Raw genomic sequence first — 15,491 nt, forward strand, 5'->3', positions numbered from 1 at the left:
CCGTCGTCCGGACCGACGGGCGGGTATGGGGCGCCTACGGGCTGGGGACCGCCGCCGGCGGGTCATGCCCCCGCATGGGGTGCGGCGCCGGGCCGGTCGGTGCCGCCGCCACCGACCGACGACCAGCGCCGGCCGCCGAAGCGGGTGGAGCAGGTACCCGGCACGCCGTTCGGCGTGGTGTACCTGGACGTGCCACCGGTCACCTCCGGGCTGGCCGTCGGGGCGCTGGTGGCCGGGATCGCGTCGCTCCTCGTCGCGCTGCTGGTGACCTGCTTCGGGGTGGCCTTCTCGAACTACGGAGGGGCGTGGGCGTCCGGGGCGTTCGCCGTACTCGGCGTGCTGGCCGGGGTGGCCGCGGTCGTCGCCGGCCTGCTCGGTCAGCGGCAGATCCGCCGTCCGGCTCCACCACCCGCCGTCCGCTTCACCGGCCGCGGCCTGGCGGTGGCGGGGATCAGCTGCGGTGCGGGGGGAGCGCTGCTCAGCCTGCTGGGCCTGGGCCTGGCGCTGGTGATCTCCCTGGCGTGAGGCTGGTCACCGTCGGATCAGCCCTCCGAAGGGGGTCGGCGCAGGTGGCGCACCAGGTCGCGGGTGCCCGGGATGGGGGCGACGGGTGGTCCGGCGGGGAAGCCGGTACACTTGTAGTCGTAGGTGCCCATCGCGGGCGACGGGGCAGGACGAGATCCGGCTGGCGGGTGTGAGTCATTCGCCGGGCCATTCCGTTTTGACCTGTGCGGCTGTGGTAGGTACTCTTTCCCCTTGTGCCCGGGCGTGCCCGGGCAACTCGTGCGTGCGCTGGTTCCGGAGTCCGGACGGCGGCACGACAAGCCAAAGATCCGGGGCGGGGCGACCCGCGTGCCGGTGACAGACCCCGGTACGCCGCGAAAGCGTCCGCACCGGGACCGTGAGCTGGGCGACACGCCCGACCGCGGGTGCCGGGACCGCCGCAGGGTGGCCCTGGTCGGAATGTAGGAGAGCCGGTCATCAGGCCGGCTAACGAGCAGACGGCGCGGCCGCAAGACTGCGGCCGAAGGGAGCGGAGAAACCCGGTGCCCACGATCCAGCAGCTGGTCCGAAAGGGCCGCCAAGCAAAGACGAGCAAGACCAAGACCCCGGCGCTGAAGGGTTCCCCTCAGCGGCGCGGCGTGTGCACCCGCGTGTACACCACCACCCCCAAGAAGCCGAACTCGGCGCTGCGCAAGGTCGCTCGTGTGAAGCTCAGCAGCCAGATCGAGGTGACCGCCTACATCCCGGGCGTCGGTCACAACCTGCAGGAGCACTCGATCGTGCTCGTTCGCGGCGGCCGGGTGAAGGACCTCCCCGGCGTGCGTTACAAGATCGTTCGCGGCTCGCTGGACACCCAGGGTGTCCGCAACCGCAAGCAGGCGCGCAGCCGTTACGGCGCGAAGAAGGAGAAGAGCTGACATGCCGCGTAAGGGACCCGCTCCGCGGCGGCCACTGGTCGCTGACCCGGTGTACAACTCGCCGCTGGTCACCCAGCTGGTGAACAAGATCCTGCTCCGTGGCAAGCGTCAGCTCGCCGAATCCATCGTGTACGCGGCCCTCGAGGGCTGCCGCGAGAAGTCCGGCACCGACCCGGTCGTCACCCTCAAGCGGGCGATGGACAACGTCAAGCCGACCCTCGAGGTGCGCAGCCGTCGTGTCGGTGGCGCCACCTACCAGGTTCCGGTCGAGGTCCGTCCCACCCGGGCGACCACGCTGGGCCTGCGTTGGCTGGTCACCTACTCCCGCGCCCGGCGCGAGAAGACCATGGTCGAGCGGCTGATGAACGAGCTGCTGGACGCGAGCAACGGCCTCGGTGCCGCCGTCAAGCGGCGCGAGGACACGCACAAGATGGCCGAGTCCAACAAGGCCTTCGCGCACTACCGCTGGTAACACCCTGGTTCCGGCGCCCTCGGGCGCCGGAACCGCCACCAGTTGAGTCGAGACGACGATAAGTAGGGATTGAAGTGGCCGCCGCAGACGCGCTCGCCAACGTACGCAACATCGGCATCATGGCGCACATCGATGCCGGTAAGACCACGACCACCGAGCGGATCCTGTTCTACACCGGCATCACGTACAAGATCGGTGAGGTCCACGAGGGCGCTGCCGTCATGGACTGGATGGAGCAGGAGCAGGAGCGTGGTATCACCATCACCTCCGCTGCTACCAAGTGTGAGTGGAAGGGCCACACGATCCAGATCATCGACACGCCTGGCCACGTCGACTTCACGGTCGAGGTCGAGCGGTCGCTGCGGGTGCTGGATGGTGCGGTCGCGGTCTACGACGGTGTCGCCGGCGTGGAGCCGCAGACGGAGAACGTCTGGCGGCAGGCCGACAAGTACAACGTCCCGCGGATGTGCTTCGTCAACAAGCTCGACCGGACCGGCGCCGACTTCTTCCGCTGCGTGCAGATGATGATCGACCGGCTCAACGCCACCCCGCTGGTGCTCCAGATCCCGATCGGGCTCGAGGGCGACCACATCGGCGTCGTCGACCTGATCGGCATGCGCGCTCTCACCTGGCGTGGGGAGACCCAGAAGGGTGACGACTACGCGATCGAGGAGATCCCGGCCGAGCTGGCCGACTCCGCGGCCGAGTGGCGCGAGAAGCTGATGGAGACCCTGGCCGACGTCGACGACTCGGTGATGGAGAAGTACCTGGAAGGCGACGAGGTCTCCGTTGAGGAGATCAAGGCCGCCATCCGGCGTGCCACCATCGCTGGCAAGGCCAATCCGGTGCTCTGCGGCTCGGCGTTCAAGAACAAGGGCGTCCAGCCCATGCTCGACGCCGTGGTCGACTTCCTGCCGTCGCCGCTGGACGTTCCGGCCATCGAGGGTACGGCTCCCGATGGCGAGACCCCGCTGATCCGGAAGCCGTCCAAGTCGGAGCCCTTCTCCGGCCTGGCCTTCAAGATCCAGACGGACAAGCACCTCGGCAAGCTCACCTACGTCCGGGTCTACTCCGGCCTGCTCGAGTCCGGCTCCCAGGTGGTCAACTCCACCAAGGACCGCAAGGAGCGGATCGGCAAGATCTACCAGATGCACGCCAACAAGCGGGAAGAGCGTCCGTCGGCGCAGGCCGGCGACATCATCGCCGTGCAGGGTCTCAAGCAGACCACCACCGGCGACACCCTCTCCGACCCGGCGAACCCGGTGATCCTGGAGTCGATGACCTTCCCGGAGCCGGTCATCTCGGTGGCGATCGAGCCGAAGACCAAGTCCGACCAGGAGAAGCTGGGCACGGCCATCCAGCGGCTGGCCGAGGAGGACCCGACCTTCCGCGTCCGACTGGACGAGGAGACCGGTCAGACGGTCATCTCCGGCATGGGTGAGCTGCACCTGGACATCCTTGTCGACCGGATGCGACGTGAGTTCAACGTCGAGGCCAACGTCGGCAAGCCGCAGGTGGCGTACCGCGAGACGATCCGCCGCAAGGTGGAGAAGATCGAGTACACCCACAAGAAGCAGACCGGTGGTTCCGGCCAGTACGCCCGCGTGATCGTGAGCGTCGAGCCGCTGCCGCTGGACAACGACTCGCCGACCTACGAGTTCGCCAACGCTGTCAGCGGTGGCCGCATCCCGCGGGAGTTCATCCCGTCGGTGGACGCCGGTGCGCAGGACGCCCTGCAGTACGGCATCCTGGCGGGCTTCCCGCTGGTCGGTGTGAAGCTGACCCTGCTGGACGGCCAGTACCACGAGGTCGACTCCTCGGAAATGGCATTCAAGATCGCCGGCTCGATGGTGATGAAGGAGGCGGCCCGCAAGGCCGACCCCGCGTTGCTCGAGCCGATGATGGCCGTTGAAGTCACCACTCCTGAGGAGAACATGGGTGACGTCATCGGCGACCTCAACTCCCGCCGTGGCATCATCCAGGCGATGGAGGAGCGCAGTGGCGCCCGCATCGTCCGGGCTCTGGTGCCGTTGTCGGAGATGTTCGGCTACGTCGGCGACCTGCGGTCGAAGACCCAGGGCCGGGCTAGCTACAGCATGCAGTTCGACTCCTACGCCGAGGTTCCGCAGAGCGTCGCGAAGGAGATCATCGCCAAGGCAACGGGCGAGTAACGCTCTGAGCAGGTGATTCGTGGTTGGTCGCGGGAGGTTTCACCCGCCCGCGGCCACCACGATCGGATTGCGTGAGACCGGGCCTGTAGGCTTCATCGCCGCAGAACCCACAAAAGCTCTCCGGTCGTTCAGGCCGGAAAGGCTGTCGACAGAGTCCTAAGCGCCGACCGGCGCGCCGGGCGTACGAACCAAGAAGTCCACAGGAGGACACCAGTGGCGAAGGCTAAGTTCGAGCGGACTAAGCCGCACGTCAACATCGGCACCATTGGTCACATCGACCACGGTAAGACGACGCTGACGGCGGCCATCACCAAGGTCCTGCACGACCAGTACCCGGACCTGAACCCCTACACGCCGTTCGACGAGATCGACAAGGCGCCGGAGGAGAAGGCCCGCGGCATCACGATCTCGATCGCGCATGTCGAGTACCAGACCGAGTCGCGGCACTACGCGCACGTCGACTGCCCTGGGCACGCCGACTACATCAAGAACATGATCACCGGTGCCGCGCAGATGGACGGCGCGATCCTGGTGGTGGCGGCGACTGACGGCCCGATGCCGCAGACCCGCGAGCACGTGCTGCTGGCCCGTCAGGTCGGTGTGCCGTACATCGTCGTGGCGCTCAACAAGAGCGACATGGTCGATGACGAGGAGCTCCTGGAGCTCGTCGAGCTCGAGGTCCGCGAGCTGCTCTCCTCGCAGGAGTACCCGGGTGACGACCTGCCGGTCGTGCGGGTTTCGGCGCTGAAGGCCCTCGAGGGTGACCCCGAGTGGACCGGCAAGCTGCTGGACCTGATGACCGCGGTCGACACCTCGATCCCGCAGCCGGAGCGCGATGTCGACAAGCCGTTCCTGATGCCGGTCGAGGACGTGTTCACGATCACCGGTCGTGGCACCGTCGTCACCGGTCGGGTCGAGCGCGGCGTTCTCCTGCCGAACGAGGATGTTGAGCTCGTCGGTATCCGGGAGAAGAGCTTCAAGACCAAGGTCACCGCGATCGAGATGTTCCGGAAGACCCTGGACGACGCCCGCGCAGGCGAGAACGTCGGCCTGCTGCTGCGTGGCACCAAGCGCGACGAGGTCGAGCGCGGCATGGTCGTCGTGAAGCCGGGCTCGAACACCCCGCACACGGAGTTCGAGGCGACGGTCTACATCCTCTCCAAGGAGGAGGGCGGCCGGCACACCCCGTTCTTCCAGAACTACCGCCCGCAGTTCTACTTCCGGACCACGGACGTCACCGGTGTCGTCACCCTCCCCGAGGGCACCGAGATGGTCATGCCGGGTGACAACACTTCGATGACGGTGAAGCTGATCCAGCCCATCGCCATGGAGGACAACCTCAAGTTCGCGATCCGCGAGGGTGGCCGCACCGTCGGCGCCGGGTTCGTCACCAAGATCTTGAAGTGAACTAGGTAACCCCGATTAGACCCGCCGCCGGTCGTGCGGCATACTAGTCAGGTTGCGTAACGACAGTTCGTCGCCTGTGTTCGGCTTTCGCTGAACCTCCGGGTGGCGGCACAGTCGAGCGTTGGGGTGGTTGGCGACCCTGGGTCGCCAACCACCCTCGCACGGCGTTCAGGTCGCGTAATGCGATCGGCGCCTTGACCCACCGCGCGGTCAGGACCGCTCCGGAGTTCCGGGGCGGAGCCCGGCCCGAGGGCGCGACACGCCCGACCGCGGGGGTCGGCGAAGTGGGCCTGTGCCAGCCGGCACAGGCGCCCGCAACACAGCGGCATCGAGAGAAGGAACAGAAGCCACCATGGCGGGACAGAAGATCCGCATCCGGCTCAAGGCCTATGACCACGAGGTCGTCGACTCCTCGGCTCGGAAGATCGTCGAGACGGTGACGCGCACCGGGGCGCAGGTCGCGGGCCCGGTGCCGCTGCCCACGGAGATCAACCGTTTCTGCGTTATCCGCTCGCCGCACAAGTACAAGGACTCGCGCGAGCACTTCGAGATGCGCACGCACAAGCGGCTGATCGACATCATCGACCCGACTCCGAAGACGGTCGACTCGCTCATGCGCCTCGACCTGCCGGCTGGCGTCGACATCGAGATCAAGCTGTAGGGACCGGACAAATGGACAGGCAAGTCAAGGGGATCCTGGGCGCCAAGCTCGGCATGACCCAGGTCTGGGACAACAACCGTGTTGTTCCCGTGACCGTGGTCGAGGCCGGCCCGTGCGTCATCAGCCAGGTTCGTAGCGCCGAGAAGGACGGTTACTCCGCGGTCCAGCTGGCGTACGGCATCATCGACCCGCGCAAGGTCAAGAAGCCGATCAGCGGGCACTACGCGAAGGCGGACGTGGCGCCGCGCCGGCACATCGTCGAGCTGCGCACCACGGACGCTGGGGAGTACTCGCTCGGCCAGGAGGTCACGGTCGACGAGTTCCCGGCCGGCGTCACGATCGACGTCACCGGCAAGACCAAGGGCAAGGGCTACGCCGGTCCGATGAAGCGGCACGGCTTCCACGGTCTGCGTGCCAGCCACGGTGTCGAGCGCAAGCACCGCTCGCCCGGTTCCATCGGCGCCTGCGCCACTCCGGGTCGTGTCTTCAAGGGCACCCGGATGGCCGGCCGGATGGGTGGCGTGCGGTACACCGTGCAGAACCTCACCGTCCAGGCGGTCGACACCGAGAACAACCTCCTGCTCGTCCGTGGTGCCATTCCTGGTCCCAAGGGCGCGCTGGTTCTGGTCCGTACCGCGGCCAAGAGCAAGGTGAAGAAGGGCGGTGCGGCCAAGTGACCACCGTTGACGTGCGCACCGTCGAAGGCAGCACCAGCGGCTCCGTCGAGCTGCCGGCTGACATCTTCGACGTGCAAGCCAACGTCGCGCTGATGCACCAGGTCGTGGTGGCCCAGCTCGCGGCGGCCCGACAGGGCACGCACAAGGCCAAGACCCGCGGCGAGGTCGCCGGTGGCGGCAAGAAGCCGTACAAGCAGAAGGGCACCGGTCGCGCCCGGCAGGGCTCGATCCGCGCGCCGCAGTTCGCCGGCGGTGGCGTGGTGCACGGTCCCGTGCCGCGCGACTACAGCCAGCGGACCCCGAAGAAGATGAAGGCCGCCGCGCTGCGGGGTGCCCTCTCCGACCGGGCCCGCGCCGGGCAGGTGCACGTCGTCGAGGCGTTCGTCTCGGGCGAGAAGCCGTCGACCAAGGCGGCCCTGGCCACGCTGACCAAGCTCACCGAGGCCCGTCGGGTCCTGGTCGTGCTGAGCAGCACCGACGAGCTGAACTGGGTGTCCCTGCGCAACGAGCCGCGGGTGCACCTGATCGAGTCCGGCCAGCTGAACACGTACGACGTGCTGGTGGCCGACGACGTGGTCTTCACCAAGGACGCCCTGGACGAGTTCCTGGGCGTGCCCGCCGAGACCACCGAGGAGGGTGGCAAGTGAGCACCATCGCCGACCCGCGCGACATCATCGTGGCGCCGGTCGTCTCGGAGAAGAGCTACAGCGAGCTGAACCGGAACTGGTACACCTTCCTGGTGCACCCGGACGCGAACAAGACCGAGATCAAGATCGCTATCCAGCAGATCTTCAACGTCCGCGTCCTGACGGTCAACACGCTCAACCGCCAGGGCAAGCGCAAGCGCACCAAGACCGGCTTCGGTCAGCGCAAGGCGACCAAGCGGGCGATCGTGAAGCTGGCTGACGGTGACCGTATCGAGGCCTTCGGCGGCCCGGTCAGCTGAGGGGTGTAGACAATGGCTATCCGTAAATACAAGCCGACGACGCCGGGCCGACGAGGGTCCAGTGTCGCCGACTTCGCCGAGATCACCCGGTCCACGCCGGAGAAGTCGCTGCTGGCTCCGTTGCCGAAGAAGGGCGGGCGTAACGCCCACGGCCGGATCACCACGCGGCACCACGGTGGCGGTCACAAGCGCCAGTACCGTCTGATCGACTTCAAGCGGGTCGACAAGGACGGCGTGCCGGCGAAGGTCGCTCACATCGAGTACGACCCGAACCGCACGGCGCGCATCGCGCTGCTGCACTACGCCGACGGCGAGAAGCGGTACATCCTCGCGCCGAAGGACATGAAGCAGGGCGACCGCGTCGAGTCCGGCCCGGGCGCCGACATCAAGCCCGGCAACAACCTGCCGCTGCGCAACATCCCGGTCGGTACCACGATTCACAACGTGGAGCTGCGTCCGGGTGGCGGGGCCAAGCTGGCCCGGTCCGCCGGCGTCGGTATCCAGCTGCTCGGCCGGGAGGGCGCGTACGCGACCCTGCGTATGCCGTCCGGTGAGATCCGGCGTGTGGACGTGCGCTGCCGCGCCAGCGTCGGCGAGATCGGCAACGCCGATCAGTCGAACATCAACTGGGGCAAGGCCGGCCGGATGCGGTGGAAGGGCAAGCGCCCGACCGTCCGTGGTGTCGCCATGAACCCGGTCGACCACCCGCACGGTGGTGGTGAGGGTAAGACCTCCGGTGGTCGCCACCCGGTCAACCCGCAGGGTAAGCCCGAGGGCCGCACCCGCCGTAAGGGCCAGCCGAGTGACCGGCTGATCGTCCGCCGTCGCTACGCCACGCGTAAGCGCGGCTGAGGGAGATAAGACATGCCTCGCAGCCTGAAGAAGGGCCCGTTCGTCGACGACCACCTGCTCAAGAAGGTGGAAGTTCAGAACGACAAGGGCTCGAAGAACGTGATCAAGACCTGGTCGCGGCGCTCGACGATCATCCCGGAGATGCTCGGGCACACGATCGCGGTGCACGACGGACGCAAGCACGTCCCGGTGTTCGTGACCGAGGCGATGGTCGGGCACAAGCTCGGCGAGTTCGCGCTGACCCGCACGTTCAAGGGTCACGAGAAGGACGACCGGAAGAGCCGTCGGCGCTGACGCCGCGGGCATACGGATAGAGGGAACAAGGGGTTACAGCGATGCCAGGAAAGGGCGACGCTCCGGTGCTTCCGGGCGCGCGGGCGGTTGCGCGGCACGTGCGCATCTCGCCGATGAAGGCGCGCCGGGTGGTCAACCTCGTCCGCGGCCTGCCCGCGAAGGAGGCTCTCACGGTGCTGCAGTTCGCGCCGCAGGCTGCGAGCGAGCAGGTGTACAAGGTGCTCGCTAGCGCGATCGCCAACGCGGAGAACAACGAGCGGCTGGACCCCGATGCGCTGCTCGTGAGCGAGGCGTTCGTGGACGAGGGCCCGACGATGAAGCGGTTCCAGCCGCGGGCGCAGGGCCGGGCGTACCGGATCCGCAAGCGCACCTGCCACATCACCGTGGCGGTCGAGGCGGTCGCGCCGGCAGCGCCGAGGAAGGCCGCGGCGAAGAAGGCCGCCCCGGCGACGCAGGCCGCACCGGCCGAAGCGCAGAGCAAGACGGAGGACGCCGAGTAATGGGTCAGAAGGTTCACCCCACTGGGTTCCGGCTCGGCATCTCGACCGACTGGAAGTCCCGCTGGTTCGCGGACAAGCTCTACAAGGACTACATCGGCGAGGATGTCAAGATCCGCCGGATGATGTCCAAGGGCCTGGAGCGCGCCGGCATTTCCAAGGTCGACATCGAGCGCACCCGCGACCGGGTCCGGGTCGACATCCACACCGCGCGGCCGGGCATTGTCATCGGCCGTAAGGGTGCGGAGGCCGACCGGATCCGCGGCGAGCTCGAGAAGCTCACCGGCAAGCAGGTGCAGCTGAACATCATCGAGGTGAAGAACCCCGAGTCGGACGCACAGCTTGTCGCGCAGGGCGTGGCCGAGCAGCTGTCCAGCCGGGTCAGCTTCCGTCGGGCGATGCGCAAGGCCATGCAGTCCGCGATGAAGAACCCGGTCTGCAAGGGCATTCGGGTGCAGGTCTCGGGTCGTCTCGGCGGCGCCGAGATGAGCCGGACCGAGTTCTACCGCGAGGGCCGGGTTCCGCTGCACACGCTGCGGGCCAACATCGAGTACGGCTTCTTCGAGGCTCGTACCACCTTCGGCCGGATCGGCGTGAAGGTCTGGATCTACAAGGGCGACGCGGTTCCGGGCCGGGAGGCTCCGGCCGAGGCGGGTCCGTCTCGTCCGCGTCGTGGTGAGCGTGGCGACCGTCCGGAGCGGCCGCGCCGTGGTCGGTCCGGTTCGTCCGGCACGACTGCCGGTGGCACCGAGGCCGGCCGGGCTGCCGCGACCACCATCGCGCAGCAGGCCGAGACTCCGAGCGGCGAGCCGGTCGACAGCGCTGCTGTCGCCGCCAAGGCTTCCGCTCCGGCAGAAACGCAGCAGGAGGGCTGACAGATGCTGATGCCGCGCAAGCCCCCGAAGGGCTTCCGCAAGCCGCACCACCCGGACCGCAGTGGCGCGTCCAAGGGTGGTAACCGGGTGGTGTTCGGCGAGTTCGGGATCCAGGCTCTCGAGCCGGCGTACGTGACCAACCGCCAGATCGAGTCAGCGCGTATCGCGATGACCCGTCACATCAAGCGTGGTGGCAAGGTCTGGATCACGATCTTCCCGGACCAGGCCCTCACCAAGAAGCCCGCCGAGACCCGGATGGGTTCCGGTAAGGGCTCGCCCGAGTGGTGGGTCGCGAACGTCAAGCCGGGGCGGGTGCTCTTCGAGATGTCCTTCCCCAACGAGCAGATTGCGCGAGAGGCCATGCGTCGCGCGATCCACAAGCTCCCGATGAAGTGCCGCATTGTTACGCGCGAAGTGGGTGAATCCTGATGGCAGCGGGCGTTAAGGCGACCGAGCTGCGTGAGCTCTCCGAAGAGGAGCTGGTCACGAAGCTACGGGAGGCCAAGGCGGAGCTGTTCAACCTCCGCGTGCAGGCCGCAACCGGGCAGCTGGACAACAACCGGCGGCTGCAGGTCATCCGTCGGGAGATCGCCCGGATCTACACGATCATGCGTGAGCGTGAGCTGGGGCTCTCGGCCGCGCCGACTGAGGTGACTGCATCATGACCGACGAGAACACCACCGCCACCGTGCGGGCTCGCCGCAAGGTCCGTGAGGGCCTCGTGGTGAGCGACAAGATGGACAAGACCGTCGTGGTCGAGGTCGAGGACCGGGTCAGGCACGCGCTGTACGGCAAGATCATGCGCCGGACCAGCAAGCTGAAGGTCCACGACGAGCAGAACGCCGCCGGCACCGGCGACCGGGTCCTGATCATGGAGACCCGGCCGCTGAGCGCCACCAAGCGTTGGCGGATCGTGGAAGTCCTGGAAAAGGCCAAGTAGCGAAAGCTCGAGCTCGCCCGGCGTTGCGTCGGGCGTTGGTTCCGCCAGGCTCCGGCCGCCACGGCGGCCGGAGAACCGGCAGACATAGGAGATAGACGTGATTCAGCAGGAGTCGCGACTGCGCGTCGCCGACAACACGGGTGCTCGGGAGATCCTGTGCATCCGGGTTCTCGGTGGCTCCGGTCGGCGCTACGCGAGCATCGGCGACGTCATCGTGGCCACCGTCAAGGACGCGATCCCGGGTGCCGGTGTGAAGAAGGGCGACGTCGTCAAGGCGGTCATCGTCCGCACCGCCAAGGAGAAGCGGCGGCCGGACGGTTCGTACATCCGCTTCGACGAGAACGCCGCCGTCATCATCAAGGACGGCGGGGACCCGCGCGGTACCCGTATCTTCGGCCCGGTGGGCCGGGAGCTGCGGGACAAGCGGTTTATGAAGATTATTTCCCTCGCGCCGGAGGTGTTGTGACCGTGAAGGTCAAGAAGGGCGACACGGTCGTCGTCATCGCCGGCAAGGACAAGGGTGCCAAGGGCAAGGTCATTGCGGCCTACCCGCGGCAGGACAAGGTCCTGGTCGAGGGCGTGAACCGGGTCAAGAAGCACACCCGCATCAGCACCACCCAGCGTGGCGCCAAGACCGGCGGCATCGTCACCCAGGAGGCCGCGATCCACGTTTCGAACGTGCAGGTCCTGGACTCCGACGGCAAGCCGACCCGCGTCGGTTACCGGATCGACGACAACGGCCAGAAGGTCCGCATCGCGCGTAGCACCGGTAAGGACCTGTGATGACCACGGCTACCGAAAAGACCATGCCGCGCCTCAAGGAGCGGTACCGCAACGAGATCGCGGCGCAGCTGCGTGAGCAGCACAGCTACGGCAACCCCATGCAGGTGCCGCGGCTGGTCAAGATCGTCGTCAACATGGGTGTCGGCGAGGCTGCTCGCGACGCCAAGCTGATCGACGGCGCGGTCCGCGACCTCGCCACGATCACCGGCCAGAAGCCGCAGGTGCGGCGGGCGACCAAGTCCATCGCGCAGTTCAAGCTCCGCGAGGGCATGCCGATCGGCGCGAAGGTGACTCTTCGCGGCGACCGGATGTGGGAGTTCATGGACCGGCTGCTGTCCATCGCGCTGCCGCGTATCCGCGACTTCCGCGGTCTGGACGGGCGCAAGCTCGACGGGCACGGCAACTACACGTTCGGTCTGACCGAGCAGTCGGTGTTCCACGAGATCGACCAGGACCGGATCGATCGCCAGCGGGGCATGGACATCACGGTGGTCACCACCGCCACGACCGACGACGAGGGCCGGGCGCTGCTCAAGCTCCTGGGCTTCCCGTTCAAGGAGAACTGAGATGGCCAAGAAGGCGCTGATCATCAAGGCGGCCGCGAAGCCGAAGTTCTCGGTTCGCGCCTACACCCGCTGCCAGCGGTGCGGGCGTCCGAAGGCGGTCTACCGCAAGTTCGGTCTCTGCCGGGTGTGCATCCGGGAGATGGCCCACCGCGGTGAGCTGCCGGGTGTGTCCAAGGCTTCCTGGTAAGGGCGACCGCGTCCCGGCTGTAGGCCGGGAACTCCTGCACCGATTAGGTATTGCTCTTCGCCGTAGGCCCGGGGTCGATGCCCCGGGAACCCCGGCGAGAAAGGCTGACGAAATCCATGACGATGACCGACCCGATCGCAGACATGCTCACGCGTCTGCGTAACGCCAACCAGGCGTACCACGACCAGGTGAAGATGCCCTACTCCAAGATCAAGGCGAACATTGCCGAGGTCCTGAAGGCCGAGGGTTACATCGCCACCTGGTCGGTCGAGGAGCCCGAGGAGGGCGCCGTCGGCAAGCGACTGGTCGTCGAGCTGAAGTACGGCCAGAACCGCGAGCGGAGCCTGGCCGGCATCAAGCGCGTGTCCAAGCCCGGTCTCCGGGTGTACGCCAAGTCGGACGGGCTCCCCCGGGTGCTCGGTGGGCTGGGCGTGGCGATCATTTCGACGTCCCAGGGACTGCTGACCGACCGGCAGGCCCGCAAGCGGAGTGTTGGCGGGGAAGTCCTCGCCTTCGTCTGGTAACGGGAGACAGGTAGAAATGTCGCGAATTGGACGTAAGTCGATCCCGGTGCCAGCCGGCGTCGACATCACGATCGACGGGCAGACCGTCAAGGTCAAGGGCCCGAAGGGCCAGCTCCAGCACACCCTCGCCGAGCCGATCACGATCGAGCGGGCCGAGGATGGGCAGCTGAGCGTCAACCGCCCGAACGATGAGCGCAAGGCCAAGGAACTGCACGGCCTGAGCCGTACGCTTATCGCCAACATGATCGTCGGCGTGACCGAGGGCTACCGCAAGAGCCTGGAGATCGCCGGCACCGGTTACCGGGTCACCGCCAAGGGCACGGATCTCGAGTTCGCGCTCGGGTTCTCGCACCCGGTGGTTGTCCCCGCGCCGGCGGGCATCACCTTCACGGTGGAGCGGCCGACCCTGTTCCACGTGGCCGGCATCGACAAGCAGCAGGTCGGCGAGATCGCGGCCAACATCCGGAAGATCCGTCCGCCGGAGCCCTACAAGGGCAAGGGCGTGAAGTACCAGGGCGAGGTCATCCGCCGCAAGGCCGGAAAGGCAGGTAAGAAGTGAGCGCCACGCTGCTCAAGCGCCGCCGCGGTGTCGCCGCCAAGCGCGCCATTGGGCGTGCGCGTCGGCACTTCCGCGTCCGCAAGAACGTCAGCGGTACGGCCGAGCGTCCGCGCCTGGTCGTCACCCGCTCCCTGCGGCACATGGTCGCCCAGGTCGTCGACGACACCAAGGGTCACACCCTGGCGTCGGCGTCGACCCTGGACGCCTCGCTGCGCGGTGCCGAGGGCGACAAGAGCGCCCTTGCCGGCAAGGTGGGCGCGCTGCTCGCCGAGCGGGCCAAGGCCGCCGGCGTTTCCAAGGTCGTCTTCGACCGCGGTGGCAACCGGTACGCGGGGCGAGTCGCCGCGCTTGCCGATGCTGCCCGCGAAGCCGGGCTCGAGTTCTAACAACCCCGTCACGAGAGATAAGGAAGGCTGCTGATGCCAGGTCAACAGCGCCGTGGCGGCGGGTCCGGTGGCAACGAGGGTGGTCGCCGCGACAACCGCCGTGAGGGCGGCCGCGGAAACGCGCCCGTCGAGAAGACCCCGCACCTCGAGCGGGTCGTCGCGATCAACCGCGTCGCCAAGGTCGTGAAGGGTGGTCGTCGCTTCAGCTTCACCGCCCTGGTGATCGTGGGCGACGGCGACGGCACGGTCGGCGTGGGCTACGGAAAGGCCAAGGAGGTGCCCGCGGCCATCGCCAAGGGTGTCGAGGAGGCCAAGAAGCACTTCTTCAAGGTCCCGCGGATCGGTCAGTCGATCCCGCACCCGATCACGGGCGAGGCCGCCGCAGGCGTGGTGCTGCTCAAGCCGGCCTCGGCCGGTACGGGTGTCATCGCCGGTGGTCCGGTGCGCGCCGTGCTGGAGTGCGCCGGGATCCACGACGTGCTCTCGAAGAGCCTCGGCTCGTCGAACCCGATCAACATCGTGCACGCCACCGTGGCGGCCCTGAAGGGGCTTGAGTCCCCCGAGCAGGTCGCGGCGCGTCGTGGCCTGCCGGTGGAGGACGTCGCGCCGGCCGCCATGCTGGCGTCGCGTGCGGGGGTGGCGCACTGATGGCACGTCTGAAGGTCACCCAGCTCCGATCCGGCATTGGGACCAAGCAGAACCAGCGTGACTCGCTGCGTTCGCTCGGCCTCAAGCGGATCAACGACGTGGTGGTCAAGGAGGACCGGCCCGAGATCCGCGGCATGATCTTCACTGTGAGCCACCTCGTGAAGGTCGAGGAGGTCGAGTAATGACGATCAAGGTGCACCACCTGCGCCCGGCGCCCGGTTCCAAGACCGCGAAGACCCGTGTGGGTCGCGGTGAGGGTTCCAAGGGCAAGACCGCTGGTCGCGGTACCAAGGGTTCCAAGGCCCGCAAGAACATCTCGGCGGCGTTCGAGGGTGGGCAGATGCCCATCCACATGCGCCTTCCGAAGATGAAGGGCTTCAAGAACAAGTTCAAGGTGGTCTTCCAGGTGGTCAACCTGGACCGGCTCGCCGAGCTGTTCCCGAACGGCGGCCAGGTTGGCCCGCTGGAGCTGGTCGAGTCCGGTGCGGTCCGCAAGGGTCACCCGGTCAAGGTCCTCGGCACCGGGGACCTCGGCGGGGTGGCGCTCCAGGTGTCGGCGCACGCGTTCAGTGCGTCGGCCAAGGAGAAGATCGCCGCCGCCGGTGGCTCCACCACCGAGCTGTAA

Annotated in this window: 26 protein-coding genes; all 26 read left to right on the plus strand. The window is 67.6% G+C overall.

From position 1 onward, the window contains the following. Window positions 1-144 precede the first annotated feature (144 nt). Complete coding sequence (locus OG990_RS33130; RefSeq protein ID WP_328426107.1) at window positions 145-525, plus strand: hypothetical protein; 381 nt, start codon at window positions 145-147, stop codon at window positions 523-525. Window positions 526-1,046: 521 nt separating this feature from the next. After that, window positions 1,047-1,421 carry a 30S ribosomal protein S12 gene (gene rpsL / locus OG990_RS33135; RefSeq protein WP_014440718.1) on the plus strand — a complete coding sequence of 125 codons (375 nt, stop codon included), beginning with the start codon at window positions 1,047-1,049 and terminating at the stop codon, window positions 1,419-1,421. A gap of 1 nt (window position 1,422) precedes the next feature. Continuing rightward, window positions 1,423-1,893, plus strand: coding sequence for a 30S ribosomal protein S7 (rpsG, locus tag OG990_RS33140; RefSeq protein WP_007465317.1), 471 nt, complete (start codon window positions 1,423-1,425; stop codon window positions 1,891-1,893). Between the two features lie 74 nt (window positions 1,894-1,967). Then, complete coding sequence (gene fusA / locus OG990_RS33145) at window positions 1,968-4,064, plus strand: elongation factor G (protein ID WP_328420549.1); 2,097 nt, start codon at window positions 1,968-1,970, stop codon at window positions 4,062-4,064. Between the two features lie 213 nt (window positions 4,065-4,277). Then, entirely contained in the window at window positions 4,278-5,471 is a 1,194-nt protein-coding gene (gene tuf / locus OG990_RS33150; RefSeq protein ID WP_328420547.1) for an elongation factor Tu, read from the plus strand. Between the two features lie 352 nt (window positions 5,472-5,823). Further along, complete coding sequence (gene rpsJ, locus OG990_RS33155) at window positions 5,824-6,132, plus strand: 30S ribosomal protein S10 (protein WP_007073037.1); 309 nt, start codon at window positions 5,824-5,826, stop codon at window positions 6,130-6,132. Between the two features lie 11 nt (window positions 6,133-6,143). Further along, window positions 6,144-6,809 (plus strand): 50S ribosomal protein L3, encoded by a 666-nt coding sequence (gene rplC, locus OG990_RS33160; protein ID WP_328420545.1) that lies wholly within the window; start codon window positions 6,144-6,146, stop codon window positions 6,807-6,809. Further along, window positions 6,806-7,456, plus strand: coding sequence for a 50S ribosomal protein L4 (gene rplD, locus OG990_RS33165; protein ID WP_234583436.1), 651 nt, complete (start codon window positions 6,806-6,808; stop codon window positions 7,454-7,456). Before rplC ends, rplD begins: the two co-directional genes overlap by 4 nt. Further along, complete coding sequence (gene rplW, locus OG990_RS33170) at window positions 7,453-7,755, plus strand: 50S ribosomal protein L23 (protein WP_007465304.1); 303 nt, start codon at window positions 7,453-7,455, stop codon at window positions 7,753-7,755. The genes rplD and rplW overlap by 4 nt, the downstream gene beginning before the upstream one ends. Before the next feature lie 12 nt (window positions 7,756-7,767). Further along, the gene (rplB, locus tag OG990_RS33175; RefSeq protein ID WP_053653944.1) at window positions 7,768-8,607 is read left to right on the plus strand and encodes a 50S ribosomal protein L2; all 840 of its coding nucleotides are present in this window, start codon (window positions 7,768-7,770) and stop codon (window positions 8,605-8,607) included. A 12-nt stretch (window positions 8,608-8,619) separates the two neighbouring features. Then, complete coding sequence (rpsS, locus tag OG990_RS33180; RefSeq protein ID WP_007465299.1) at window positions 8,620-8,901, plus strand: 30S ribosomal protein S19; 282 nt, start codon at window positions 8,620-8,622, stop codon at window positions 8,899-8,901. Window positions 8,902-8,942: 41 nt separating this feature from the next. Next, window positions 8,943-9,401, plus strand: a complete 459-nt coding sequence (gene rplV, locus OG990_RS33185) for a 50S ribosomal protein L22 (RefSeq protein ID WP_089018943.1) — start codon at window positions 8,943-8,945, stop codon at window positions 9,399-9,401. Further along, on the plus strand, window positions 9,401-10,273 hold the full coding sequence (gene rpsC, locus OG990_RS33190) for a 30S ribosomal protein S3 (protein ID WP_328420536.1): 873 nt from the start codon (window positions 9,401-9,403) through the stop codon (window positions 10,271-10,273). Before rplV ends, rpsC begins: the two co-directional genes overlap by 1 nt. Window positions 10,274-10,276: 3 nt before the next feature. Further along, a complete protein-coding gene (gene rplP / locus OG990_RS33195; RefSeq protein WP_007465292.1) occupies window positions 10,277-10,702 on the plus strand; it encodes a 50S ribosomal protein L16 in 426 nt (141 codons plus the stop codon). Next, window positions 10,702-10,938 carry a 50S ribosomal protein L29 gene (gene rpmC / locus OG990_RS33200; RefSeq protein ID WP_007465283.1) on the plus strand — a complete coding sequence of 79 codons (237 nt, stop codon included), beginning with the start codon at window positions 10,702-10,704 and terminating at the stop codon, window positions 10,936-10,938. Before rplP ends, rpmC begins: the two co-directional genes overlap by 1 nt. Continuing rightward, a complete protein-coding gene (gene rpsQ, locus OG990_RS33205) occupies window positions 10,935-11,213 on the plus strand; it encodes a 30S ribosomal protein S17 (protein ID WP_328420534.1) in 279 nt (92 codons plus the stop codon). The genes rpmC and rpsQ overlap by 4 nt, the downstream gene beginning before the upstream one ends. Window positions 11,214-11,310: 97 nt before the next feature. Continuing rightward, the gene (rplN, locus tag OG990_RS33210; RefSeq protein WP_015619002.1) at window positions 11,311-11,679 is read left to right on the plus strand and encodes a 50S ribosomal protein L14; all 369 of its coding nucleotides are present in this window, start codon (window positions 11,311-11,313) and stop codon (window positions 11,677-11,679) included. Next, entirely contained in the window at window positions 11,676-11,996 is a 321-nt protein-coding gene (gene rplX / locus OG990_RS33215) for a 50S ribosomal protein L24 (RefSeq protein ID WP_328420528.1), read from the plus strand. Before rplN ends, rplX begins: the two co-directional genes overlap by 4 nt. Next, entirely contained in the window at window positions 11,996-12,562 is a 567-nt protein-coding gene (gene rplE, locus OG990_RS33220; RefSeq protein ID WP_196929473.1) for a 50S ribosomal protein L5, read from the plus strand. Before rplX ends, rplE begins: the two co-directional genes overlap by 1 nt. A 1-nt stretch (window position 12,563) precedes the next feature. Continuing rightward, the gene (locus OG990_RS33225) at window positions 12,564-12,749 is read left to right on the plus strand and encodes a type Z 30S ribosomal protein S14 (RefSeq protein ID WP_007465272.1); all 186 of its coding nucleotides are present in this window, start codon (window positions 12,564-12,566) and stop codon (window positions 12,747-12,749) included. 116 nt (window positions 12,750-12,865) lie between these two features. After that, the gene (gene rpsH / locus OG990_RS33230; protein WP_007465270.1) at window positions 12,866-13,273 is read left to right on the plus strand and encodes a 30S ribosomal protein S8; all 408 of its coding nucleotides are present in this window, start codon (window positions 12,866-12,868) and stop codon (window positions 13,271-13,273) included. Between the two features lie 16 nt (window positions 13,274-13,289). Beyond that, a complete protein-coding gene (gene rplF / locus OG990_RS33235; protein WP_328420525.1) occupies window positions 13,290-13,832 on the plus strand; it encodes a 50S ribosomal protein L6 in 543 nt (180 codons plus the stop codon). An 8-nt stretch (window positions 13,833-13,840) separates the two neighbouring features. After that, window positions 13,841-14,218, plus strand: a complete 378-nt coding sequence (gene rplR, locus OG990_RS33240; protein WP_354995205.1) for a 50S ribosomal protein L18 — start codon at window positions 13,841-13,843, stop codon at window positions 14,216-14,218. A gap of 33 nt (window positions 14,219-14,251) precedes the next feature. Further along, complete coding sequence (rpsE, locus tag OG990_RS33245; protein ID WP_328420521.1) at window positions 14,252-14,866, plus strand: 30S ribosomal protein S5; 615 nt, start codon at window positions 14,252-14,254, stop codon at window positions 14,864-14,866. Further along, on the plus strand, window positions 14,866-15,048 hold the full coding sequence (gene rpmD, locus OG990_RS33250) for a 50S ribosomal protein L30 (RefSeq protein ID WP_151488125.1): 183 nt from the start codon (window positions 14,866-14,868) through the stop codon (window positions 15,046-15,048). The genes rpsE and rpmD overlap by 1 nt, the downstream gene beginning before the upstream one ends. Then, window positions 15,048-15,491, plus strand: a complete 444-nt coding sequence (gene rplO, locus OG990_RS33255) for a 50S ribosomal protein L15 (RefSeq protein WP_112584816.1) — start codon at window positions 15,048-15,050, stop codon at window positions 15,489-15,491. The genes rpmD and rplO overlap by 1 nt, the downstream gene beginning before the upstream one ends.

Origin of the sequence: Micromonospora sp. NBC_00858 (assembly GCF_045207365.1) — a bacterium.
Classification (GTDB): Bacteria; Actinomycetota; Actinomycetes; order Mycobacteriales; family Micromonosporaceae; genus Micromonospora.